24 protein-coding genes and 1 other RNA gene are annotated in these 23232 nt (G+C 71.1%); 10 read left to right on the forward strand and 15 right to left on the reverse strand.

The annotated features are described in order from the left end of the window. Nucleotides 1-8: 8 nt before the first annotated feature. From smpB to ACQ3I4_RS03485, 3 genes are all read left to right on the forward strand, one after another. A complete protein-coding gene (gene smpB, locus ACQ3I4_RS03475) occupies nt 9-485 on the forward strand; it encodes an SsrA-binding protein SmpB (protein ID WP_329863032.1) in 477 nt (158 codons plus the stop codon). Nucleotides 486-608: 123 nt separating this feature from the next. Then, nucleotides 609-995: a transfer-messenger RNA gene (ssrA, locus tag ACQ3I4_RS03480) on the forward strand. Between the two features lie 161 nt (nt 996-1156). After that, nucleotides 1157-1600, forward strand: a complete 444-nt coding sequence (locus tag ACQ3I4_RS03485) for a DUF2568 domain-containing protein (protein WP_430632813.1) — start codon at nt 1157-1159, stop codon at nt 1598-1600. 58 nt (nt 1601-1658) lie between these two features. Here ACQ3I4_RS03485 and ACQ3I4_RS03490 read toward each other — a convergent pair whose 3' ends face one another. The 8 genes from ACQ3I4_RS03490 to ACQ3I4_RS03525 all read right to left on the reverse strand — a co-directional run bounded on the left by ACQ3I4_RS03490 (nt 1659) and on the right by ACQ3I4_RS03525 (nt 8676). After that, on the reverse strand, nt 1659-2282 hold the full coding sequence (locus ACQ3I4_RS03490; protein WP_329863036.1) for a metal-dependent transcriptional regulator: 624 nt from the start codon (nt 2280-2282) through the stop codon (nt 1659-1661). After that, the gene (locus ACQ3I4_RS03495) at nt 2279-3136 is read right to left on the reverse strand and encodes a metal ABC transporter permease (RefSeq protein ID WP_329863038.1); all 858 of its coding nucleotides are present in this window, start codon (nt 3134-3136) and stop codon (nt 2279-2281) included. Before ACQ3I4_RS03495 ends, ACQ3I4_RS03490 begins: the two co-directional genes overlap by 4 nt. Further along, nucleotides 3133-3888 carry a metal ABC transporter ATP-binding protein gene (locus ACQ3I4_RS03500; protein ID WP_329863040.1) on the reverse strand — a complete coding sequence of 252 codons (756 nt, stop codon included), beginning with the start codon at nt 3886-3888 and terminating at the stop codon, nt 3133-3135. Before ACQ3I4_RS03500 ends, ACQ3I4_RS03495 begins: the two co-directional genes overlap by 4 nt. After that, a complete protein-coding gene (locus ACQ3I4_RS03505) occupies nt 3878-4825 on the reverse strand; it encodes a metal ABC transporter solute-binding protein, Zn/Mn family (protein WP_430632814.1) in 948 nt (315 codons plus the stop codon). Before ACQ3I4_RS03505 ends, ACQ3I4_RS03500 begins: the two co-directional genes overlap by 11 nt. Nucleotides 4826-4901: 76 nt before the next feature. After that, entirely contained in the window at nt 4902-5699 is a 798-nt protein-coding gene (hisN, locus tag ACQ3I4_RS03510) for a histidinol-phosphatase (RefSeq protein ID WP_430632815.1), read from the reverse strand. 30 nt (nt 5700-5729) lie between these two features. After that, complete coding sequence (locus ACQ3I4_RS03515) at nt 5730-6833, reverse strand: ribosome small subunit-dependent GTPase A (RefSeq protein ID WP_329863045.1); 1104 nt, start codon at nt 6831-6833, stop codon at nt 5730-5732. Nucleotides 6834-6836: 3 nt separating this feature from the next. Continuing rightward, entirely contained in the window at nt 6837-8147 is a 1311-nt protein-coding gene (gene aroA, locus ACQ3I4_RS03520; protein WP_430632816.1) for a 3-phosphoshikimate 1-carboxyvinyltransferase, read from the reverse strand. A 10-nt stretch (nt 8148-8157) separates the two neighbouring features. Beyond that, nucleotides 8158-8676, reverse strand: a complete 519-nt coding sequence (locus ACQ3I4_RS03525) for a DoxX family protein (protein ID WP_329863048.1) — start codon at nt 8674-8676, stop codon at nt 8158-8160. Nucleotides 8677-8925: 249 nt separating this feature from the next. Between ACQ3I4_RS03525 and ACQ3I4_RS03530 the strand changes: the two genes are divergently transcribed. Continuing rightward, nucleotides 8926-9582 carry a sigma-70 family RNA polymerase sigma factor gene (locus ACQ3I4_RS03530; RefSeq protein ID WP_430632817.1) on the forward strand — a complete coding sequence of 219 codons (657 nt, stop codon included), beginning with the start codon at nt 8926-8928 and terminating at the stop codon, nt 9580-9582. After that, nucleotides 9582-9848, forward strand: coding sequence for a mycothiol system anti-sigma-R factor (rsrA, locus tag ACQ3I4_RS03535; protein ID WP_329863049.1), 267 nt, complete (start codon nt 9582-9584; stop codon nt 9846-9848). Before ACQ3I4_RS03530 ends, rsrA begins: the two co-directional genes overlap by 1 nt. Before the next feature lie 112 nt (nt 9849-9960). Here rsrA and ACQ3I4_RS03540 read toward each other — a convergent pair whose 3' ends face one another. The 5 genes from ACQ3I4_RS03540 to ACQ3I4_RS03560 form a co-directional block, all read right to left on the reverse strand. Next, nucleotides 9961-10035 (reverse strand): 50S ribosomal protein bL37, encoded by a 75-nt coding sequence (locus tag ACQ3I4_RS03540; RefSeq protein ID WP_369299106.1) that lies wholly within the window; start codon nt 10033-10035, stop codon nt 9961-9963. A 65-nt stretch (nt 10036-10100) separates the two neighbouring features. Next, a complete protein-coding gene (locus ACQ3I4_RS03545; protein ID WP_430632818.1) occupies nt 10101-10751 on the reverse strand; it encodes a PadR family transcriptional regulator in 651 nt (216 codons plus the stop codon). Between the two features lie 2 nt (nt 10752-10753). Further along, nucleotides 10754-11593, reverse strand: coding sequence for a DUF4097 family beta strand repeat-containing protein (locus ACQ3I4_RS03550; protein ID WP_430632819.1), 840 nt, complete (start codon nt 11591-11593; stop codon nt 10754-10756). A 161-nt stretch (nt 11594-11754) separates the two neighbouring features. Then, on the reverse strand, nt 11755-12357 hold the full coding sequence (locus ACQ3I4_RS03555) for a GDSL-type esterase/lipase family protein (RefSeq protein ID WP_329863060.1): 603 nt from the start codon (nt 12355-12357) through the stop codon (nt 11755-11757). A gap of 101 nt (nt 12358-12458) precedes the next feature. After that, on the reverse strand, nt 12459-16280 hold the full coding sequence (locus tag ACQ3I4_RS03560; protein WP_430632820.1) for a multifunctional oxoglutarate decarboxylase/oxoglutarate dehydrogenase thiamine pyrophosphate-binding subunit/dihydrolipoyllysine-residue succinyltransferase subunit: 3822 nt from the start codon (nt 16278-16280) through the stop codon (nt 12459-12461). Nucleotides 16281-16734: 454 nt separating this feature from the next. Here ACQ3I4_RS03560 and ACQ3I4_RS03565 point away from each other — a divergent pair, with 454 nt between their 5' ends. From ACQ3I4_RS03565 to ACQ3I4_RS03585, 5 genes are read left to right on the forward strand one after another with little or no spacing between them, the layout of a single operon-like run. Next, a complete protein-coding gene (locus tag ACQ3I4_RS03565; protein ID WP_329863064.1) occupies nt 16735-18051 on the forward strand; it encodes a hemolysin family protein in 1317 nt (438 codons plus the stop codon). Continuing rightward, nucleotides 18048-19139, forward strand: a complete 1092-nt coding sequence (locus ACQ3I4_RS03570; protein ID WP_430632821.1) for a hemolysin family protein — start codon at nt 18048-18050, stop codon at nt 19137-19139. Before ACQ3I4_RS03565 ends, ACQ3I4_RS03570 begins: the two co-directional genes overlap by 4 nt. Before the next feature lie 55 nt (nt 19140-19194). Next, on the forward strand, nt 19195-20169 hold the full coding sequence (locus ACQ3I4_RS03575) for a metal ABC transporter solute-binding protein, Zn/Mn family (protein ID WP_430632822.1): 975 nt from the start codon (nt 19195-19197) through the stop codon (nt 20167-20169). Beyond that, on the forward strand, nt 20159-20992 hold the full coding sequence (locus ACQ3I4_RS03580) for a metal ABC transporter ATP-binding protein (protein ID WP_430632823.1): 834 nt from the start codon (nt 20159-20161) through the stop codon (nt 20990-20992). The genes ACQ3I4_RS03575 and ACQ3I4_RS03580 overlap by 11 nt, the downstream gene beginning before the upstream one ends. Beyond that, nucleotides 20979-21875 carry a metal ABC transporter permease gene (locus tag ACQ3I4_RS03585; protein ID WP_329863072.1) on the forward strand — a complete coding sequence of 299 codons (897 nt, stop codon included), beginning with the start codon at nt 20979-20981 and terminating at the stop codon, nt 21873-21875. Before ACQ3I4_RS03580 ends, ACQ3I4_RS03585 begins: the two co-directional genes overlap by 14 nt. A 12-nt stretch (nt 21876-21887) precedes the next feature. Here ACQ3I4_RS03585 and ACQ3I4_RS03590 read toward each other — a convergent pair whose 3' ends face one another. Together ACQ3I4_RS03590 and ACQ3I4_RS03595 are read right to left on the reverse strand one after the other, a co-directional pair. Continuing rightward, nucleotides 21888-22601 (reverse strand): hypothetical protein, encoded by a 714-nt coding sequence (locus ACQ3I4_RS03590; RefSeq protein ID WP_329863074.1) that lies wholly within the window; start codon nt 22599-22601, stop codon nt 21888-21890. Between the two features lie 144 nt (nt 22602-22745). After that, nucleotides 22746-23174, reverse strand: a complete 429-nt coding sequence (locus ACQ3I4_RS03595) for a Fur family transcriptional regulator (protein WP_329863075.1) — start codon at nt 23172-23174, stop codon at nt 22746-22748. Nucleotides 23175-23232 lie beyond the last annotated feature (58 nt).

Below are 23232 nucleotides of genomic sequence, written 5' to 3' on the forward strand. Positions count from 1 at the left end.
AGGTCGCCATGCCCCGTGAGAAGGAACAGAAGGTCGTCGCGACCAACCGCAAGGCGCGGCACGACTACCACGTGCTCGAGACCTACGAGGCCGGTCTGATGCTGACGGGCACGGAGGTCAAGTCGCTGCGCGAAGGCAAGGCCTCGCTGGTGGACGGGTTCGGCCAGTTCTACCGCGACGAGCTGTACATCGAAGCCGTCTACATCCCGGAGTACCTCAACGGGTCCTGGACCAACCACGCGGCACGGCGCCGGCGCAAGCTCCTGCTCCACCGCGAGGAGCTGACCAAGATCGCGCGGAAGATCCAGGAGTCCGGCTTCACGATCGTACCCCTGCAGTTGTACTTCAAGGACGGCCGGGCCAAGCTCGAGATCGGCATTGCGAAGGGCAAGAAGGAGTACGACAAGCGGCAGACGCTGCGCGAGAAGCAGGACAACCGCGAGGCCCTGCGCGCCATGCGCGAACGCAACCGCCGCAGCGCCTGAACGGCGCCGTCCGGCGTCCTGGCCGGAGGTGGAATACATCCGGGCGTTCCTGGGTTATAGTTGATGTCCCGCGGTTCGCCGCGGGAACGGTGCGGGCCAGCCCGCGATTTGAGAAGTACATACGGGGATGATCGGTTTCGACGATGTGAGTCGCGACAGGAGAAGCGGGCCGAGGATGCAGAGTTATCTCGGAAACGCCCTCTGCAAACCAATAAGTGCCGAATCTAAGCGCACTGACTTCGCTCTCGCTGCCTAAGCAGCCGGACGGTCCGTCAGCCAGGGATAGCCATCGGCCCTGATCCTGACGTCATTTAGATGGCCACTGCTGGATACCCTCGTCACCGGGGTGTCCGGGACTTTTAGGTGACTGTGCCCAGGGGAGCCCGTGAGGGTCCAGCCGCTTGTTTGCCTGCAGGCTGCTGGGGCAGAGAAACCCCGAGGCAGACTGCGCCCGGAGAAGACCTGGCAACACCACATCGGACGGGGGTTCAATTCCCCCCATCTCCACTTTTCAGCCGCGATGCCGCGGAACCCGGATTGGCCCGGGTTCCGCGGCATCGCGTCGTTAAGACCCTCCTGCACGCCCGGGCGGCGGTGGTGCATACAATGGTTGACGGTGGCCGGTCCGCATCGGCCGCGGTGGACGAATCCGACGACGGAGAGGTTGACGCATGCAGGAGCAGCCTGGGGCGGACTCCCGGCGGGCGCCCGCGGTCGACGCCGCTGGGGCCCTGGCCTTCATCCTTGAGGTCGCCCTGCTGGGCGCGGCCGGATTGTTGGCCATCGAGGTCCTGCCGTTGCCGCCGGTCGTGGCCGTCCTGATCGCCCTGGCGCCGCTCATCGTCTTCTGGGGCCTCTACATGGCGCCCCAGGCCAAGCGCCGCATCGGCTGGCCCGTCCATCCGATGGTCGCCCACGGACTGTTCCTGCTGGGATCGGGGCTGTTGTTCGGCATCGGGCGCGTCTGGCCCGGCGCCGTCATGCTCCTGCTGACGGGAGTCAGCGCCTTCCTGACGTGGCGCCAGCGCGGCCGGCGGGCCGAGGAGGCGCGTGCCCTGCGCGAGGCAGGGGAGTCCAGGCAACGCCGTCCCGGCGGCCGGCGCGCGGCGCGCTGAGGCGCTACTGGACGACTGGCCGCACGGAGCACGACGCCGGTGCCGCGCCCCTGGCGGGCTAGCGTGCGGGGGAGAGCGGGCGCACCCAGATCGCGGCCGCCTGTTCCCCGGTGAAGCCATGGCCGGCCACGTCGAGGGTGTTTCCGGGAACGATCCCGGCCTCGGCACACCGGCGGAGGAAGCCCGGGTCGGCGTCGCTGACGCGGACGACGACAGCGCTGCCCCCGGCATCGGATTGGTCCAGCCGCACGGCGTCGGGCAGGCGCAGCGTGCCGTCGGCCGCGGGGATCGGGTCTCCATGCGGATCCGCCGCCGGATACCCGAGGCGCTCGTCGAGGCGGTCGATGAACCGCCGCGACACCGTGTGCTCCAGGAGCTCTGCCTCTTCGTGGACCTCGTCCCAGCGGTAGCCGAGTTCGCCGACGAGGAACGTCTCCAGGAGGCGGTGCCGGCGCACCACGCCCAAGGCGGCCAGCCGGCCTTCGGGCGTCAGCGTGACGGCGCCGTACGGTGGATGCTCAAGCAGGCCGCGGCCCGCCAGCTTGGACACCATCGTCGTCGCCGAGGCCGGCGCGACGCCGAGGCGGGCGGCGATCGCGCCCGTGGTCACGGGGCGGGGATCCCATTCGCCGAGCCCGTAGACCGCCTTGAGGTAGTCTTCCTCGTTGCTCGAGAGCTTCATGCCACCAGCCTACGCCGCCGCACCGCCTGCGGAACGAGGCCCGTGCGGGGCGCGCCGAGGTACGCGAGGAGGAACATCGAGGCCTGGGACAAGACCACGGCGGCGCTCGTGGAGACGTCGAGGTAGTAGCTGGCGTAGATCCCGACGGCAGCCGAGACGACCCCGAGGGCCGCCGCGGTCGCGAGCATGCGTCCGAAGCGGCGGGTCAGCAGGAACGCGGTCGCCCCCGGGATGATGAGCATCGCGACGACCAGGATGATGCCCATGGCCTGCAGGCTCGTGACGACCGTCAAGGCGAGCAGCCCGAGCAGGACGGCGTTGAGGATGCGGGCGTTGAGGCCGATGGCGTGCGCGTGGACGGGGTCGAAGGCGAGGAGCGTGAAGTCCTTGCGCAGCAGGAGGACGACGCCGAGGGTCAGGGCACCGAGGCCGACCACTTGCGCGACCTCGGCAGGGCCGGCGCCCAGGACGTTGCCGAAGAGGATGTGCCCCAGGTCGACCTGGCTCGGCGTCCGGGAGATGATGCCGAGGCCGAGCGCGAACAGCGCCGTGAAGACGACGCCGATCGCGGTGTCGGCCTTGAGCCGGGTCGTGGAGCGGAGGCCGCCGATCAGGTAGACGGCCCCGAGCCCGAACGCGAGGGCCCCGATGGCGAAGGGGATCCCGAGGATGTAGGACAGCGCCACGCCGGGCAGGACGGCATGGGAGATCGCGTCGCCCATGAGTGCCCATCCCATGAGCACGAGCCAGCAGGAGAGGACGGAGCAGACGAGTGCGGCGGCGAGGGTGACGGTGAAGGCGTTGGCCATGAAACCGTAGCCAAAGGGCTCGGCGAGCCATTCGAGGGGGCTCATGCGCCGGCCTCCTCGTGACTCGTGCCGAAGGCCTGGGCGAGGTTGGCCTCGGTCAGCACCTCGGAGGGCGCCCCGGTGGCGAGCACCCGGCGGTGCAGGAGCAGCGCGCTCGTGCACAGCGACGGGACACCGGCCAGGTCGTGCGTCGAGATGAGGATCGTCCGTCCCTCGGCGCGCAGCTCCTCCAGCACGGCGGAGATCATGCGCTCGGAGACGCGGTCGACGCCGGCGAACGGCTCGTCGAGCAGGAGCAGCCCGGCCTCCTGGGCCAGGCCCCGGGCCACGAAGGCCCGCTTGCGCTGCCCGCCGGAGAGCTCGCCGATCTGGCGCCCGGCGAGCCCGGCCAGGTCCACACGCCCGAGCGCCTCGGCCACGGCAGCCTTGTCCCGTGCGGCCGGCCGCCGGGAGAGACCCATGTGGCCATAGCGGCCCATCATCACGACGTCGTGCACGCTCACGGGGAAGTCCCAGTCCACGGCCTCGGATTGGGGGACGTAGCTGATGCGTCCGGCCTTGCGCGCGGCGCCGGGGCCGCCGCCGAAGAGGCGCACGGTTCCCGACGACGGCGCGACGAGGCCCATGAGGGACTTGAAGAGGGTCGACTTGCCGCTGCCGTTGACGCCGATGAGGCCGCACAGCTCGCCGGCCGGCAGGCGGAAGTCCACGGACTCCAGGGCGGCGACGGTCCCGTAGCGGACGGTCAGTGAGGAGACGTCGATGGCCGGCGGCCCCGGCCGGGGATCACGGGGCATGGTCGAGCCCTTCCAGGATGAGGTCGAGGTCGTGGTTCAGGAGGGTGATGAAGTCGGGGACCGGGCCGTCCGGCCCGGAGAGCGAGTCGACGTAGAGCGGGCCGAGGAGCCGGGCTCCCGTTTCCGCCGCGACGCGTTCCTGGGCGTCCGCGCTGACCGTCGACTCGCAGTAGACCGCGGGGACCCGGTGTTCCTTCACGAAGGCGATCTGCTCCCGGATCTGCCGGGGGGTCCCCTCGGCGTCGGAGTTCACGGGCCAGAGGAAATGCTCGCGCAGGCCCAGATCGCGCGCGAGGTAGGAGAACGCGCCTTCGCAGCTGACGAGCGCGGCTCCGGGGTTGGCCCGCAGGCCCTCCCGGACCCGTTCCTCGAGCCCGCGCAGTTCCCCGCGCACCCGGTCGGCGCGGGCGGCGAAGTAGGCCGCGTCGTCCGGGCTGAGCTCCGCGAGCGCCCGCTCGGCGTTGTCGACGTAGGTCCTGGCCTGGACGGGGGACATCCAGGCGTGGGGGTTGGGACGGCCCTCGTAGGCGCCGAGGGCGATGTCGACGGGCTCGATCCCCTCGGAGAGGACGGCGTGGGGGACGTCGAGGCCGCGGACGAAGCGTTCGAACCAGCGCTCGAGCCCCAGCCCGTTGTCGAGGACGAGGTCGGCCTCGTGGATCCGGACCAGGTCCGAGGGCGTCGGCTCGTAGCCGTGGATCTCCGCGCCCGGCTTGGTGATGGAGACGACCTCGACCCGGTCGCCGCCCACGCGGCCGACGAGGTCGGCCAGGACGCTGAACGTGGTCAGCACGACGGGCCGGGAGCCGTCCCCGCCCCCCGCCGCGGGGGCGGCGCATCCGGCGAGGGCGGCCAGGAGGGCCAGTACGACGACGGCCGCGCCGCCCCGGGGCCCGCGTCCGGGTCCGCGCCGACCCGCCACCCAATTTTTAGCCATGCCTAAATATGGCATCCCGCCGTGCGGCTTGGCAATTCGCGCCGGCAGGGGAGCGGCGGCGGGCGTGACGGGGGGCTCAGCCGCGTGCGAAGACGTCCAGCACCGGGTCGTGGAGCAGGCCGTTGGTGGCGAGCGCGTTGCCGCCGAAGCATCCGTCCTCGCCCTCGAGCGAGGTGAAGCGGCCGCCGGCCTCCGTCACGATCGGGACGAGGGCCGCCATGTCGTAGAGGTTCAGTTCGGGCTCGCACGCGATGTCGACGGCCCCCTCGGCGACGAGGCAATAGGACCAGAAGTCCCCGTAGGCGCGCGTGCGCCAGACCGAGTCGTGCAGCTGCAGCATGTTCTCGAGCTGCCCGCGCTCCCGCCAGCCACCGAGGCTCGAATAGGACAGCGACGCGTCCCCGAGCGCGGAGACCTGGGAGACGCCGAGCCGGCTCGCGGAGGCCAGGGACTTGCCGGTGTAGGCGCCCATCGCCTCGGCGGCCCACCAGCGGCGGCCGAGCGCCGGCGCGGAGACGACGCCCACGACGGGGCGGCCCTCGTCCACGAGGGCGATGAGCGTGGCCCAGACGGGGACGCCCCGGACGAAGTTCTTCGTCCCGTCGATCGGATCGATGACCCAGCGGCGCGCACCGTGGCCGCTGCTGCCGAACTCCTCTCCGAGCACGGCGTCCCGCGGACGCGACCGGGCGAGCTGTCCGCGGATGGCCTCCTCGGCGGCCTTGTCCGCGTCGGAAACGGGCGTCAGGTCGGGCTTCGTCTCCACCACGAGGTCCTGCGCCTTGAAGCGGGACAGGGTCAGGGAGTCCACCGAATCGGCGATGACGTGCGCCAGGCGCAGGTCGTCGTTGTAGTTCATCACGTCGCGGGTCATGGGTTCCAAGCTACCCCAGCGGCACCGCGGCTAGACGCTCCCGAGCTCCTTCGTGTCGGCGGCGTCCTCCGAGCCCAGAAGGCGCCGGAAGGAGGCCAGCCGGGCGGCCCCCTGGGCCCCGGCGCGGCCCTCGGCGACCCACGCATCGAGGGCGCAGCCCGGTTCGCCCTCGGCGTGGGAGCACCCGCGGGGGCAGGCGGTCGCGGCGGGCTCGAGGTCGTCGAACGCGCCGAGGATGTTCCCGGGCTCCACGAGGGCCAGGCCGAAGGACCGGATGCCCGGCGTGTCGATGATCCAGGTCCCGGCGGGGGCGTCCTGGACCCGGAGCGCGAGCGCCGAGGAGGAGGTGTGCCGCCCGCGGCCCGTGACCGCGTTGACGCCGCCCGTGGCCCGTTCGGCCCCCGTCAGGGCGTTGACGAGGGTGGACTTGCCGACGCCCGAGTGCCCGATCACCACGCTGACCTGTCCGGCCAGGAGCCCGGAGAGCTCCTCGACGGCGGCCGCGTCGAGCCGTGCGGAGGCGCCGTCGGCGCTGCGTGCGTCGATGCCGTCGGCGGACGCCGAGGCGCTGCGGCTGACGACGATGTCGAGGTCGAGGTGGCGGTAGTTCTCCAGGAGCGGACCGGGGTCGCGGACGTCGGCCTTGGTGACGCACAGGACCGGGTGGATTCCGGCGTCGTACGCGGCGACCAGGGCGCGGTCGATGAATCCCGTGCGCGGCTCGGGATTGGCGGCCGCGACGACGACGACGAGCTGGTCCGCGTTGGCGACCACGACGCGTTCCACCGGGTCCGTGTCGTCCGCGCTGCGCCGCAACACCGTGCTGCGGTCCTGGATCCGCACGAGCCGGGCGAGGGAGTCGGGGGCCCCGCTCGTGTCGCCCACGAGGCCCACGAAGTCCCCGGGGACCACGGGGGAGCGGCGCAGCTCGCGGGCGCGGGCGGCGACGACGAGGCGTTCCCGCGGCGTGTCCTCGTCGAGGATCGCCGTGTAGCGGCCGCGGTCGACCGTCACGATCCGGCCCGTGACGGCGTCCTCGTGCGCCGGACGGTCCTTGGTCCGGGGGCGGCTGCCCTTCTTGTTCGGGCGGACGCGGACGTCCGATTCGTCCCAGGCGGAGAAGTCCCGGCCCACGGCTCAGTCCCGCGCCGTGGCGGCCAGGTCCGCCCAGAGCCCGGGGAACTCCGGCATGGTCTTGGACGTCGTGCCGATGTCCTCGACCCTGACGCCCGGCACGCGCAGGCCGATGACGGCGCCCGCCGTGGCCATGCGGTGGTCCGCGTAGCTGCGGACCACGGTCCCCGTCAGGGGCCGAGGCCGGACGACGATCCCGTCGGCCGTCTCCTCGGCGTCCCCGCCCAGCCGGTTGATCTCGGCGACGAGGGCGGCCAGTCGGTCGGTCTCGTGCCCGCGCAGGTGCGCGATCCCGCTCAAGCGCGACGGGGACTCGGCGAGCGCGCAGAGCGCCGCGACCGTGGGGGCCAGCTCCGAGGCGTCCGCGAGGTCGATGCCGGCGATGCTGCCGCTGCCCGTCACCGTCAGCGTCCCGCCGTCGTACTCCACCGTGGCGCCCATGCGCTCGAGGATGTCCCGCCAGAGGTCGCCGACCTGGGTGGTCTCCGCGGGCCAGCCCGGGATCCGCACCGTGCCCCCCGTGGCCAGCGCGGCCGCCAGGAACGGGCCGGCGTTGGAGAGGTCCTGCTCGATGACGACGTCGAACGCCCGGATCGTGCCCGGGGAGACGACCCAGTGGTCCGGGACGGAATCGTCGACCTCGACGCCCGCGCCACGCAGGACCTCGATGGTCATGCGGATGTGGTCCAGGCTCGGCACGGGCTTGCCGACGTGCTCGAGGTGGAGGCCTTCCTCGAACCGCGCGCCCACGAGCAGCAGGGCGGAGACGAACTGGGAGGAACCGCTCGCGTCGATGACGAGGCGTCCCCCCGGGACGCGGCCGCCGCCCTCCACCGTGAACGGCAGGGAGCCGGACCCGGCGTCGTCGATCTGGATCCCGAGCTGGCGGAGCGCCTCCACAACCGGTCCCATGGGACGCGCGCGGGCGTGCGGGTCGCCGTCGAAGGAGGTGCGTCCGGGAACGAGCGCCGCGACGGGAGGGACGAAGCGCATGACCGTCCCCGCGAGGCCGCAGTCCACGGCGCGGTCCGGGACCGTCCCCCCGATGGGTTCCACGACGAGGTCGGGGCCGAAGCGCCCCTCGCCCGGCACGCGCCGGATCCGTGCGCCCAGCGCCTCGAGCGCGGCGATCATGAGCTCCGAGTCGCGCGAGAAGAGCGGGGAACGCAGCCGGCTCGGCCCGTCCGCGACGGCCGCGAGGACCAGGTAGCGGTTGGTCAGGGACTTCGACGCGGGGACCTGGACGACGGCGTCCACGGGGCCCGTGACGTGGGGAGCCGGCCAGGGTGCGGGGGAGGAGGCGGTGCTGCTCATGGGGACGGCGTTAGTGCCCGATCACCGACTCGGCGGACTTGCGGGCATCCGCGGCCGTGCGCTTGACGGCGCGGCCGAGCTCCTTGTTGGTGCGGTGCAGCTGCTTGCGCGCATCGGCCGTGAGGTGCTGGGCGCGCCAGGCGATCGACGGCTGCCCGGCCGTGTCGACGCTCGCGAGCAGGACGCCGCCCGCGAGGGAGGCGTTCTTCAGGCGGTCCCCGGTGCGGTGCGGCGAGGAGCCGTCGACCGAGGCGAGGAGGGAGGAGCCGACGAGGAGCGATGCGGAGAGGCGCGGGAACCGGCCGAGGGCGAACAGCACGCCGGCGATGACCTGCACGCCGCCGATGACGCGGGCCACGAGCGCGGGCTTCTCGGCGGCCTCGCGCAGCTGCGGCAGGACAGCCGAAGCGCGGCGCAGCGTGGGACGCAGCTGCTCTCCGGCCTCCTCGGGCTTGCGCAGGCGTTCGACGCCGGACCAGATGAAGCTTGAAGCCAGCAGGGGGCGGGCGATCGCACGCACGGGAGACATGGGTTCCTCCGGATCATCGGTTGCGGTTGGCTGCCCCTAGTCTTGCACTTTTTGGGCGCGAGATGGATTCGCGCCGGGAATAGGTCCGCGTCGTCCGGCGTCCTCCTGAAGGGACGGCCGTGGGCCGTGTCCCGCTTCGAGGGCCGGGCACGCAGCGGCCCGGCGGCACGGGAAGGGGAACGCATGGCGGCACCGGTGATCGAGGCACCGCGGACGGGTCTGGAGGGGCCGCGCGTAGACTGGGCAGCGATGAGCGAGACCAGCGAGACCACAGACACCATGCCCGACGGCGTGGAGACCGACGCCCAGCGGCGTGCGCGGTTCGAGGCCGACGCGCTGCAGTACGTGGACCAGCTGTATTCGGCCGCCATGCGCATGGCGCGCAACCCCAGCGACGCCGAGGACCTGGTCCAGGAGGCCTACACCAAGGCGTACTCGGCGTTCCACCAGTACAAGCCGGGCACCAACCTCAAGGCCTGGCTCTACCGCATCCTGACGAACACCTACATCAACCTCTACCGCAAGAGGCAGCGTGAACCGCTGCGCTCCAGTACGGACCAGGTCGAGGACTGGCAGATGGCGCAGGCGGCCGAGCACACCCCGGGTGGGCTGAAGTCGGCCGAGGCCGAGGCGCTGGACCACTTGCCCGACTCGGACGTGAAGGACGCGCTCCAGGCCATCCCGGAGGAGTTCCGGCTCGCCGTGTACTTCGCCGACGTGGAGGGGTTCTCCTACAAGGAAGTCGCGGGAATCCTGGGCATCCCGATGGGCACCGTGATGTCCCGGCTGCACCGCGGCCGGAAGCAGCTGCGCGAGCTGCTGGCGGACTACGCGGCGGAGCGCGGCATGGGGATCGAGACGACAAGGACGAGCGGCCGGCGCGCCGCGGGGCAGGAGAAGAAGTAATGGGCGACTGTCATTCGCTGGGCGACTGCGACGACAACCGCATCGTCAGGCTGTACGAGTACCTCGACGGCGCGCTGTCGCTCAAGGACCTCAACGAGGTCAAGGACCATCTGGAGCACTGCGACGAGTGCGCCAAGGAATACGACCTCGAGTGCATCATCCGCTCCGTCGTGCGGCGCAGCTGCCAGGAGGCGGCGCCGGAGGCGCTCAAGGGGCGGATCATGGCCCGGATCAGCGAGATCCGGATCGAGGTCGGCCACGGCTGATCCGGAACGACGCCGATCTTCTCCGGCGCGTCGTCGACGGCGCGGCCCCCAGGACGCAGCGGAGGCCCGCACCCGGATGGGTGCGGGCCTCCGCCGTTTCCTCAGCTACCGCTCAGGTGTTGGGGCGCTTACCGTGGTTCGCTCCGCCACGCTTACGGTCACGGCGCTTACGTGCACGCTTGCTCATGGTGACTCCTAACGTCGATCCGTACAGGGACTGCGTACCAGTCTCCCACATCGCCCCGGCCCCTCCTAACCAGGCGGGGCCGTGTTCGACTCGCGCCGCAGGACCGAGCGCATGGAGGCCAGGGCCTGGTCCAGGACGGTGCGGACGGTCTCCGCGGCGACCTCGTCGAGCGCCTCCCGCCCGGCCCGCCGCACGAGGACCCTGGCCTCGGTCCGGAAGTCGTCGACAAGCCGCTCGAGTTCGCGCGCGGCCGTCTGGAAGTCGCCGGCGGCGGGGGAGCCGTGGCGCGTCCGCCGCTCGCGCGCGGAGGCGGGAGCGGAGCGGGCCCGGCCCCTGGCCTCCTCGGCGGAGGCCGCCAGGTCCGCGCGCAGTCCCCGCATCGACTGGCGCAACTCGTCGCGCAGGGTATCGGCGAGCTCGCGGACCGTGGCGGAGATGTCGGCCTCGATCCCGTGCAGCTCGTCCCCGCGCTCGGCGAGCTCCCGGCGGCCGGCGGCCGTGATGCCGTAGATGGTCCGCCGCCCGTCGGGCACCGTCGCGACCAGCCCCTCCTGTTCGAGCTTGGCGAGGCGTGGATATACGGTGCCCGCGCTGGGCTTGTAGGTTCCGCCGAAGCGGTCCTCCAGGGCGCGGATGAGCTCGTAGCCGTGCATGTCGCCGTCGGCGAGGAGCGAGAGCAGGTAGAGGCGGAGCGCTCCGTGGGCGAAGACGGCCATGCCTAGCCCGCCGCCGTCGCCTCGTCGCGGTGGAACACCGCCAGCGCACCCGAGACCGTCGTCGCGGTGAGCTCGAGCGCGCCGCCCGACGGGCCGAGGTGCGTGTCGACCTTCTCGGCCAGGCCCGTGAAGCGCTGCTCGCCGACGGTGATGGAGCCGCTCGTGGAACGGGCGGAGACGTGCACGCCGCTCGCCGCCGGGACGCGCACCGTCACGTCGCCGCTCACGGCGGAGACGCCGACGCTGCGCGGTTCCCCGAGCAGGTCGACGGCGACGTCGCCGCTCACCGTCTTGGCCCGCACATGCTCGAGCCAGCCGGAGGCCGTGACCTCGCCGGAGACGCTCTCGGCGGTCAGCGGTCCGCTGTGGTGGCGCACGATCACCTCGCCGCTCACGGTCGCGGCGCGGAGCCGCCCCTGTGTGTCGTCGGCCATGATGGAGCCCGAGACCGTCTTGAGCTCGACGTCGGCGTCGACCCCGCAGACGAGGCCGTCGCCGTCGACCGTGGCGGCACGGACCGGGACGCCGGCGGGGACGGCGATGCTCAGCACGGCCTCGTGGCGCGCCCCGCCACGACGGCCGATGCCGCGGATGAGCACGCCGACCGATCCGAGGGGGCCGTCGTCGCGATGGCGCAGCTTGAGTCGTCCGCCGCGCAGCTCCAGGGTCAGGGGCGGGCCGTGGACGGCGGAGACCTCGACGCGGACGACGGGCTCCTGGTGGACGATGACGTCGATGCGTCCGCCGACGATGCCGGCATCGAGGGACTGCACTCCCTCGATCTCGAGCGTCTGCGGGCCCTCGACGGACCAGTCGCCGTCCCGTGGCGTGGATGATTCCATGGGTTCCTCCAGCTGGATTCGGTGCGATGCGTTATATCGCGTTGTCATTCACGATATATCGCGATACCGCGACGCGCAAGGCCCGGACGGAAGCCGTCCGGGCCTTGAGTGGTGCCGTCGGGTCGCGGCGGGCAGCGCGGCGGGGCGCGGCCGCCTGCCGGTCAGGCGGACGGCTCCGGGAGTCCGAGCCACGTGTACCAGCCACGGTGGAGGACGAGCCACGCCATGAGGCCGTGTCCCGCTTGGCCGGGCAGCCCGTCGTTGGCCGCCAGATCCGTGCGCCACTGCTCGTGGTTCTGCAGCGGGGTGAACGTGTCCACGTAGGCGTGGCGGCGGCGGTTCGCCACGTCGGCGTAGGCCGCCGACAGTTCGGCGAGGCGCGCGTTGCGTTCGGCGTCGAGGCCCGGAACGGGACCGACGACCATGGCCTTGATGCTCATCTGGGACGCGGCGTCGAGGATGTTCGCCAGATTCAGCCGCGACCGCGCGGTGGAGAGGCCGAGGTCCAGATCCGCGTCGGAGAGGCCGATCACGAGGCGGTTCTCGTGCTCCTCGGACAGGCGGCGACCGGCCTCCTCGATCCACCGCTGGGCCAGCGCCTCGGTGCCTTCGCCGGGCGCGGCCAGGGTGTAGCTCTGGACCCGCAGGTTCTCGCCCGTGGTCCGGGCGAGGACGCGGCCGTACCAGCCGAGCGCCCGGGGATCGCCGTGACCGGCCAGGAGCTCGTTGCCGACGGCGGCGATACGGAGTGTGCGTGCTTCCACGAAAGACCTTTCTAGGCGGCTGGATTCAACACTAACAGGGGACCCTACGCCGGAGGGCGGGACGACAGCGCGTCCCGCCCCCCGGCGTCGTACCTTCCGCGTCAGCGGCCGAAGGCCTGCTTGAGCAGCTCGGCCTGCTCCACCTCGTGGCGCTTGTGCGAGCCGGTCGAGGTCGCCGCCGAGGCCGAACGCGACGCGAGGCCCAGCCCGGAGTCGAGCTGCGGGGCCAGGTTCAGGCCGATGAACGGCCACGGACCCTGGTTCGCGGGCTCGTCCTGCGCCCAGACGACCTCGGCGTTCGGGTACTTCGCCAGTTCGGCCTTGATCTCCTCGAGCGGCAGCGGGTAGAGCTGCTCGACGCGGACGATCGCCGTGGTCTGGTCCGAGGCCTTCTTCCGCGCGGCCTCGAGGTCGTAGTACAGGCGCCCGGAGACGAGCAGGACGCGCTCGACCTTCTTGGCGTCGAGCGAGCCCGTGTCGCCGATCACCGGGCGGAAGCCGCCCTGCGTGAAGTCGGAGACCGAGCAGGCGGCGGCCTTGAGGCGCAGGAGCTGCTTCGGCGTGAAGATCACGAGCGGCTTGCGCGGGCGGGCGTAGGCCTGGCGGCGGAGCAGGTGGAAGTGGTTCGCGCCCGTCGACGGGTTGGCCACGACCATGTTCTCCTCGGCACACATCTGCAGGAAGCGCTCGATGCGGGCGGAGGAGTGGTCCGGTCCCTGGCCCTCGTAGCCGTGCGGCAGCATCAGGACGAGCGAGGAGCGCTGCCCCCACTTCTGCTCGGCGGAGGAGATGAACTCGTCGATGACCGTCTGGGCGCCGTTGACGAAGTCTCCGAACTGCGCCTCCCACAACACGAGCGCGTCGGGCCGCTCGACGGAGTAGCCGTACTCGAAGCCCATGGCCGCGTATTCGGAGAGCAGCGAGTCGTAGATCCAGAGGTTCGCCTGCTCCTCGGAGAGGTGCTGCAGCGGCATCCACACGGCGCCGTTCGCGCGGTCGTGGAACACCGCGTGGCGCTGGACGAACGTGCCGCGGCGGGAGTCCTGGCCGGCGAGCCGGACCGGGACGCCTTCCATGGACAGCGAGCCGAAGGCCGCGATCTCGGCGAAGCCCCAGTCGATGCCGCCTTCACGCGACATCTGCTCGCGGCGCTCCAGGAGCGCCTTGAGCTTCGGGTGCACCGTGAAGCCCTCGGGGATGTCGACATGCGCGGAGCCGATCCGGGCCAGCGTCTCGGCGCTGATCGCGGTCTCGCTGCGTGACGGCGTGGCCTCGTCGTCGACCTGCGAGGTCGGAAGCTCGAGGTCGTGCACCGAGCGGCCGTCGCTGCTGATCACGGGGATCGGCGAGGTCTGCGCCGCGTGCGTCTCGGAGAAGACGCGCTCGAGGCGCTCCTGGTAGTCGCGCAGGGCCTGGTCCGCCTCGTCCTGCGTGATGTCGCCGCGTCCGACGAGGGCCTCGGTGTAGAGCTTGCGCGTGGACCGCTTGGCCTCGATGAGGTTGTACATCATCGGCTGCGTCATCGAGGGGTCGTCGCCCTCGTTGTGTCCGCGGCGGCGGTAGCAGACCAGGTCGATGACGACGTCCTTGTTGAAGCGCTGGCGGTACTTGAACGCGAACTGCGCGACGCGCACGACGGCCTCGGGGTCGTCCCCGTTGACGTGGAAGACGGGCGCCTGGACCATCTTGGCGACGTCGGTCGAGTAGACGGAGGAGCGCGAGGCGGTGGGCGAGGTCGTGAAGCCGACCTGGTTGTTCACGACGACGTGGATCGTGCCGCCCGTCCGGTAGCCGCGCAGCTGGGAGAGGTTCAGGGTCTCCGCGACGACGCCCTGGCCCGCGAAGGCCGCGTCGCCGTGCACGAGGATCGGCAGGACGTTGAAGGCCTCGCCGTCCTCGCCGAGCCGGTCCTGCTTGGCGCGGACGATGCCCTGGAGCACGGGGTCGACCGCCTCGAGGTGGGAGGGGTTCGCGGCGAGGTAGACCTTGGTCTCGTTGCCGTGCTCGGAGGTGAAGCGCCCTTCGGTGCCGAGGTGGTACTTGACGTCGCCCGAGCCCTGGACGCTGCGCGGGTCCTGCGTGCCCTCGAACTCGCGGAACACCTGCGCGTAGGTCTTGCCGGCGATGTTGGTCAGGACGTTGAGGCGTCCGCGGTGGGCCATGCCGATCGCGACCTCGTCCAGGCCGGCGTCGGCGGCGTCGGAGATGATGCCGTCGAGCAGCGGGATGAGGGACTCGCCGCCTTCGAGGGAGAAGCGCTTCTGGCCCACGAACTTGGTCTGCAGGAACGTCTCGAACGCCTCTGCGGCGTTGAGGGTGCCAAGGATGCGCAGCTGCTCCTCGCGGGTCGGCTTGCTGTACTCGTGCTCGAGCTCGGACTGGAACCACTCGCGCTCGACCGGATCCTGGATGTGCATGTACTCGATGCCGGTGGTGCGGCAGTAGGCATCGCGCAGGACGCCGAGGATCTTGCGCAGCGGAAGGCGGGGCTGGCCGCCGAAGCCGCCCGTGACCCACTCACGGTCCAGGTCCCACAGCGTCAGGCCGTAGGTCTGGATGTCGAGGTCCGGGTGGCGGCGCTGGACGTACTCGAGCGGGTTGGTGTCGGCCATGAGGTGGCCGCGCACGCGGTAGGCGTGGATGAGCTGCTGGATCCGGGCGATCTTGTTGACCTGCAGCTCGACGTCGACCTGGTTGTCGACGACCCAGCGGACCGGCTCGTAGGGGATGCGCAGGGCCTCGAAGATCTCGTCGTAGAAGCCCTGCTCGCCGAGCAGGAGGGACTCGACGAGGCGCAGGAACTCGCCCGAGCCGGCGCCCTGGATGACGCGGTGGTCGTAGGTGGAGGTCAGCGTGATGATCTTGCCCACGCCCTGCGAGGCGATGGTCTTCTCGCTCGCACCGCGGAACTCGGCAGGGTACTCGAGGGCGCCCACGCCGACGATCGTGGCCTGGCCCTTGGACAGGCGCGGGACCGAGTGCACGGTGCCGATGCCACCGGGGTTGGTCAGCGAGACCGTCGTGCCGGCGTAGTCGTCCGCGGTGAGCTTGCCGTTGCGGGCGCGGCGGATGAGGTCCTCGTAGGTGTTCCAGAACTCCGAGAAGTTCATGGTCTCGGCCTTCTTGATGTTCGGGACCACGAGGAGGCGCGAGCCGTCGGGCTTGGGCATGTCGATCGCGATGCCGAAGTTCACGTGCGCCGGCTGAACGGCCACCGGCTTGCCGTCGACGACCTGGTAGGTGACGTTCTGCGAGGGGAAGAGCTTGAGGGCGCGGACCACGGCGAAGCCGATGAGGTGGGTGAAGGAGACCTTGCCGCCGCGGGCGCGCTTCAGGTGGCTGTTGATGACGATCCGGTTGTCGATCAGGGCCTTGGCGGGGACGGCGCGCACCGTCGTCGCGGTCGGGACCTCCAGGCTCTGCTCCATGTTGGTGGCGATCGCCTTGGCGGGGCCGCGCAACGGAGAGACCTTGTCCTCTTCGGCCGTGTCCTGGGACGATGCGGACTTGGGCAGCTCGGCCGGGATGGGCTGGGTCTTGGGGGCCGGCTTGGCGGGGGACTTGGTCTTGTCCTTCTCGGGGTCCGCCGGGACCCGCTCGCTGGAGGTCCCGGTGGAGGACTCGGAGGAGGAGCCGGCCGTCGTGCCGGTCGTGTCGACCACGCGGGCGTGCGTGGCCGGGCGCGGAGCGGCCGGGGTCGCCGGTTCCCTGCCGGGCCGTGCCGGGGCGGACGACGCCGGGGCCGCCGCGGGCGCGCCGTTGGATCCCGTGCCGCTGCCGTCCTGGGAGAACGACTCGAAGATGTCCCACCACTTCTTGTCGACGGATTCCTTGTCCCGCAGGAACTGCTGGTACAGCTCGTCGACGAGCCACTCGTTCCCTCCGAATTCCTCGGTCAAACGGTGGTGCGGTTGCTCTGGCACGGTGATACGCCTCTTCCTTGGTTGCCTCGCCGCGGTGCTGTGCAGCCAGTGCTGGACGTCTGCGACGACATAGTCCTCGACCTGCGGCCAGTCTAATGACTTTCGGCGCGCCGTTGCGAATCACCGCGCGGCCGTCGGGCGGGTGTGAAGCACGGCACGTCCCCGGCACGGCGCGGGGCGCCGTGGTCGCGGTGACGACGCGGCAAACGCGCCGCGAACGCGGGATGAACGGGCCTGGGCCGTGCGGCTCGGGCCCGTGGTTCTGTAGACTGGAGCCCTTATGGACAGTCACTCACCGTGCCGGCCCGTCGCGTACGCGCGCAGCGCCGGCATTTCCACGCCCAGCCTTCCCGATGCCGCCGACTCCTCGGAGCCTTCTAGACGCGGCTTGACCCTTGCCGGGGGACCGTGGTCCCCGCGCCCAGTTCCTGCCACCGGGGCGGTGGCGCGCTAGATGGAATGGTTGTTCCTGGCCTTCGGCGTCCTGCTGATCCTCGGAACCGGGTTCTTCGTCGCCGTCGAGTTCTCCCTCGTCGCCCTTGACCAGACCACGGTGCAGCGCGCCGTGGACGCGGGCGACAAGAAGGCGGCGACCCTCATGAAGTGCCTCAAGTCGCTGTCGACCCAGTTGTCCTCGTGCCAGCTGGGCATCACCCTGACGACGCTCCTGACGGGCTACGTCATGGAGCCCTCCGTCGGCCGGCTGCTGACCCCCGTCCTCGAGGGCGCCGGCCTCGGCGAGGCCTCGGCCCCCATATCGCTCATCGTCGCGATGGTCTTGGCCACGCTCTTCTCGATGGTCATCGGCGAGCTCATCCCCAAGAACCTCGCGATTGCCGAGGCGTTCGCCGTGGGGCGGATCCTCGCCCGGCCGCAGCTCGTCTTCACGGCGGTCTTCAAGCCGGCCATCGTCGTCCTGAACGGGTTCTCCAACCGGGTCCTGCACCTCTTCGGCCTCGAGGCGAAGGAGGAGATCTCGGGCGCGCGCAGCCCGGCCGAGCTCGCCTCCCTCGTCCGCCGTTCGGCCGACATGGGCACCTTGGACCGCGACACGGCGAACTTCCTGGCCCGGACCCTGCGCTTCTCCGACCGCTCGGCGGCCGACGTGATGACGCCGCGCATCCGGATGGAGACGGTGCGCTCCGACGAGCCGATCCCGGCCATCATCGAGACGGCGCGGCGCACGGGGTACTCCCGCTTCCCCGTCATCGGCGAGTCCGCCGACGACGTCCTCGGCGTCTGCCACGTCAAGAAGGCGGTGGCCGTGCCGCGCGACCGCCGCGGCGAACTCGTGGCTGCGAACATCATGACGGAGATCATCTCCGTCCCGGAGACCGTCCACCTGAACTCCCTGATCTCGGAGCTGCGCGAGGCGAACCTCCAGGTCGCCATGGTGCTCGACGAGTACGGCGGCACGGCGGGCATGGTCACGCTCGAGGACCTCGTCGAGGAGATCGTCGGCGAGGTCTCTGACGAGCACGACCGCGTCAAGCCCGGCGTGCTGCAGTCCGCCACGGGCATCTGGTACTTCCCGGGGCTGCTCAGGCCGGACGAGGTGACCGAGCAGGTCCCGGGCATCGAGGTGCCCGACGACGCGGCCTACGAGACCGTCGGCGGCTACATCATGAGCGAGCTCGGGCGCATTCCGTCCGTGGGCGACGCGGTCGAGGCCGGCCACGGACGGCTCGTGGTGGAGGCCATGGACGCGCGCCGGGTCGAACGGGTGAGCTTCAGGCCCGCCGAACCCGCGGTGCAGGAGGAGGGGCGATGAACGACTGGGCTGGAATCTTCTGGCTGGTGGTCCTGCTCATCGGCAACGCCTTCTTCGTCGGCGCCGAGTTCGCCGTGATGACGGCCCGACGCAGCCAGATCGAGCCGCTGGCCGAGCAGGGCAGGGCATCGGCGCGCACCGCGTTGCGGGCCATGGAGAACGTCTCGCTCATGCTGGCCGTCTGCCAGCTGGGCATCACGGTCTGCTCGCTGTTGATCCTCAACGTGGCCGAGCCGGCGATCCACCACCTCTTCGCCGCGCCCCTGGAGGCGTTGGGCCTGCCGCACGAGGCCGCCGACAGCGCGGCCTTCATCCTCGCGCTGATGATCGTGACGTTCCTGCACGTGACCTTCGGCGAGATGGTCCCCAAGAACATCTCCGTGAGCGTGGCCGACAAGGCCGTCCTGGTCCTTGCGCCGCCGCTGCTCTGGCTGTCCAAGGTGGTCTTCCCCGTCGTGGTGGTCCTGAACTGGATCGCGAACCACGCCCTCCGCTTGATGAAGGTGGAGCCGAAGGACGAGGTGACCTCCTCGTTCACCCTCGAGGAAGTCCAGAGCATCGTGGAGGAGTCCACGCGGCACGGCCTCGTCGAGGACGAGTCGGGCCTGTTGTCCGGGGCGCTCGAGTTCTCCGACTACACGGCGGAGAAGATCATGGTCCCCGTGGGGCAGCTCGTCTCGCTGCCCTCGACCACCACCCCGGCCACGTTCGAACGCGCGGTCGGCCGGACGGGGTTCTCCCGGTTCGTCATGCTCGACGACGAGGGCGAACTCAGCGGCTACCTGCACCTCAAGGACGTCATGGGCATTCCCCAGGCGCGCTACGAGGACCCGATTCCGGTCACCCGCCTGCGCAGCCTGGCGAACCTGCGCCCGGAGGACGAGGTCGAGGACGCGCTCGCGGTGATGCAGCGGACCGGATCGCATCTGGCCCGCGTCAACGCACCCGACGGAACGACGCTGGGCATCCTGTTCCTCGAGGACGTGCTGGAACAACTCGTCGGCGAGATCCGGGACGCGACGCAGAGCCATGGCATCCGGCGGCTCAACGGCACGGACCATAATGCAAATGAATCTCATTTGAGTTAGAGTGAAGGGGTGTCCTTGACGGGCACCCCTTTACTCTGTGCTGAAAGGCCCCTCCATGCGTCGAACCGCCCTTCCCCTCGCCCTCGCGGCACTTCTCGCCGCGACGGGCTGCGCGTCCGGAGCGGCGGCCCCTGATCCGGAAGCGGATGGGCCGCGGATCGTCGCCTCGACGAGCGTCTACGGGGACATCGCCCGCACCGTCGGGGGAGACGCCGTCGAGGTCGAGTCCATCATCGACCGCATCGCGCAGGACCCGCACTCCTACGAGGCCACGGCCCAGGACAAGCTCGCGCTCTCCAAGGCGGACCTCGTCGTCGCCAACGGGGGAGGCTACGACGCCTTCGCCGACGTGCTGATCGACGACCTGGGTCTCGAGGAGGAGCAGGTGCTGCGCGCCGTCGACTTCTCGGAGGCCGCCCACGCCGAAGAGGACGGCGACCATGACCACGAGGGAGAAGGACACGGGGACGAGGAGCACGCCGAGGAGGACGGCCACGTGCACGCCGCGTACAACGAGCACGTCTGGTACGACGTCCACACCGTCGTCGCGCTGGCCCACGCGGTCGCCGAACGACTCGCCGCCCTGGTGCCGGACGAGGCCGAATCCTTCCGGGCCAACGCCACGGCCTTCGAGGAGTCCCTCGCGCCCGTCGAGGCCAAGCTCACCGAGCTCTCCGCGGCGGCTGACGGACGCGCCTTCGCCATGACCGAGCCCGTGCCCTACTACCTCCTCGTCGAAGCGGGCCTGCGTGATGCCACGCCGGAGGGCTACAGCGCCGCGATCGAGCACGGCGAGGACGTCTCCCCCCTGCTGCAGCGGCACATGCTGGACGTCCTCGAGGACGGGACGGTCGCCGTGCTCGCCTACAACGAGCAGACCTCGAGCGCCCAGACCGAGGCCGTCCGGCAGGCCGCCGAGCGGGCCGGCGTTCCTGTTGTAGAGTTCACCGAGACCATCCCTGACTCGGAGGACTTCGCGTCCTGGATGACGGGCAACATCGAGGCTCTGGAGGCCGCGCTTGCCGGATAGGGCAGCCAGCACGACGCCCGCGGTCCGCCTGCGCGGCGCCGGGCTGACGTTCGGACGCAGGACGCTGTGGGAGGGACTCGACCTCGACATCGCCCCCGGCGAATTCCTCGCCGTGCTCGGCCCCAACGGCTCCGGCAAGACGACCCTCCTGCGCGTGCTGCTGGGGCTGCAGGAGCTGAGCGAGGGCACCGTCGAGGTCTCGGGCCGCCCCGCCACGCGCGGCTCCCGCCTGATCGGCACGATTCCGCAGCAGAAGAACTTCGCCGACGACACGCCGCTGCGGGCGCGCGACCTCGTGGCACTGGGCCTGGACGGACACCGCTGGGGCGTCCGCCTCGGAGGGCGCAGGGCGATGCAGCGCCGGGTCGACGAGCTCTTGGAACTGGTGGGCGCCACCGGGTACGCGGACCGCCCCGTCGGCCAGCTCTCGGGCGGCGAGCAGCAGCGACTGCGGGCGGCCCAGGCCCTCGCCGACGACCCGCGGCTGCTCCTGTGCGACGAGCCGCTGCTGTCGCTCGACCTGCACCACCAGCAGGCCGTGTCCTCCCTGATCCACCGCCAGGCGTGCGAGCAGGGCAGTGCCGTCGTGTTCGTAACCCACGAGATCAACCCCGTCCTGGACTATGTGGACCGCGTCCTCTACCTCGCGGGAGGCCGCTTCCACGTCGGAACGCCGCGCGAGGTCATGACGTCGGAGGTCCTCAGCGCCCTGTACGGCAGCCCGATCGACGTCTTCCACGCCAACGGGCGGATCATCGTCGCCGGGATTCCCGATGCCGTCGCCCACCACCACGGGGAGGAGGAGCACGATGGACGCTTCTGAGCTGTTGGGGACGATCTTCAGCTTCGAGAACTACGCCGAGCTGCTCCCGCTCGTGCGGAACTCGATCATCGCCGGAGCCGTGCTGGGCCTTGTCGGAGGCCTGATCGGGATCTTCGTCATGATGCGGGACATGGGCTTCGCCGTCCACGGCATCGCCGAGCTGAGCTTCGCCGGGGCGGCCTTCGCGCTGCTCATCGGCGCCAACGTCGTGCTCGGGTCCGTGGTCGGTTCGCTCCTCGCCGCCGTCGTCCTGGGCATCCTGGGCGCCAACGCGCGCGACAGGAACTCGATCATCGGCGTGCTCATGCCCTTCGGGCTCGGGCTCGGCATCCTGTTCCTGTCGCTCTACGAGGGGCGCAGCGCCAACAAGTTCGGGCTGCTGACGGGCCAGATCGTGGCCGTGGACGACGTCCAGCTCGGACTCCTCACCGGGTGCGCCGTGGTCGTCGTCGCGGGGCTGCTGCTGATCTGGCGCCCCCTGACGTTCGTCAGCGCCGATCCCGTGGTGGCGGCGGCGCGCGGCGTGCCCGCGGGACGCCTGTCGGTCGCCTTTATGCTCCTGCTGGGGCTCGCGGTGGCACTGTCCATCCAGGTCGTCGGCGCGCTGCTCGTCCTGAGCCTGCTGATCACCCCTGCCGCCGCCGCCCTGCGCGTGACGGCGCGGCCCGCGTTCACCGTCGCCCTGAGCATCGCCTTCGCCGTGACGAGCGTGGTCGGCGGGATCCTGCTGGCCCTCGCCGGGCGGCTTCCCATCAGCCCCTATGTCACGACGATCTCCTTCCTGATCTACCTGGTCTGCCGGCTCGTCGCGTGGCGGCGTGGCAAGGTCCGCCACCCCCGGGGCGGGGCACGCCGTCCTCAGCCGGAGGCCGTGCGGGCCTGAGCGCTCCCCGGCTCAGTAGGGGGATTCGCCGGGGGAGGAGTAGCCGGAACCGGTCCCACGTGGCGGATCGTCGTCCTCCCAGGCACCCGCGGAGCTGTACTGGCGCCCGTCGTCGCCGCGGCCCGAAAGGCCCCACGGGCCGCCGTACCACGAGGCGGCCGACGGGCCCGGGCGCGCGACATCGTCGTACGCGGGGCGTGCCCGCGCGGCATTGATCCACGGCCCCGCCCTGTAGGCGGCGGTCTCCTCTTCGGCGCCGCGGAAGACCAGCAGTGCCTCCACCTTTCGGTGGAGCCGGGCTATGACGTGCGCTCGGGACTGGGCCTCGCGCACCAGCCGATCCGCGAGCCGCGGTGGCGGATCCTCGGTCTTCAAGAGGTGGAAGGCGAGCTCCACCAGGTCCTGGTCGTCGAGCCCCTCGATCCCAGAGAGGACGATGTCCGGCGGGCGGACCACCGGTGTGTCCTGGAGCATCATGGCCCGCCAGTCGTAGTCCGGGTCCTGGAGCCGCTCACTCAACGCGGGGAGGACCAGCTCCAGGGGCGCCTTCCGCTGGTCGACGGGCATCATCCTCCGCAACCGCGGCCCCATCGCCGTCGCCGTGCGGTCGAGCCGCCGCTCGATCTCCGGCAGCGTGCATCCCTCCCGCACCGAGCGGGCCAGGAGCTCGTAGTCGGCGTCGGTCCACGGTGAGCCGTGGCGTCCGGTCAGTGGTGTCGTGTCCATGGGTTCTCCTTGTCCGTTGCCCCCAGCATGTCAGCCGGCGGGGCCGCGGAAGCGTGTTATCCACAGCTTTGGCGGGAGAGTGGGACGGGCCAGGTCGGCGGTCCCGGCCAGTGCGGGTGCCACGGCAGCAGAGACGAAGAAGGGCTAGGCGGAAGCGCTCGTGCCGCAGTCGGGGCACAGCCCGTAGATCTCGACCGTGTGGCTGGGCTCGGTGAAGCCGTGCTCCGCGGCGACGCGCGCGGCCCAGGCCTCGACCGCCGGGGCCTCCACCTCCACGGCCTTGCCGCACGAGCGGCAGACCAGGTGATGGTGGTGGTGCTCGGCGGCGCACCGCCGGTAGGAGGCCTCGCCGTCCACGGCGCGCAGCACGTCCAGCAGTCCGTCATCGGTCATCGACTGGAGGATGCGGTACACGGTGGCGAGGGAGACCTTTTCGCCGCGGTCCTGGAGCCAGCGGTGGAGCTCCTGGGCGGTGACGAAGTCCTCGAGCTCGCCCAGGGCGGATCCCACGGCAAGGCGCTGCCGGGTGACGCGTTGTTCGCCTCCGCGGGCGGGTGCGCCGGTGTCGGCCATGGGGGTCCCTCCTGGGCGGGTTGGGTGCGGTCTCGGGCCGCCGGACCGGGGCCGTCGA

Origin of the sequence: Zafaria sp. Z1313 (genome assembly GCF_050563205.1) — a bacterium.
Lineage (GTDB): Bacteria > Actinomycetota > Actinomycetes > Actinomycetales > Micrococcaceae > JAZDCJ01.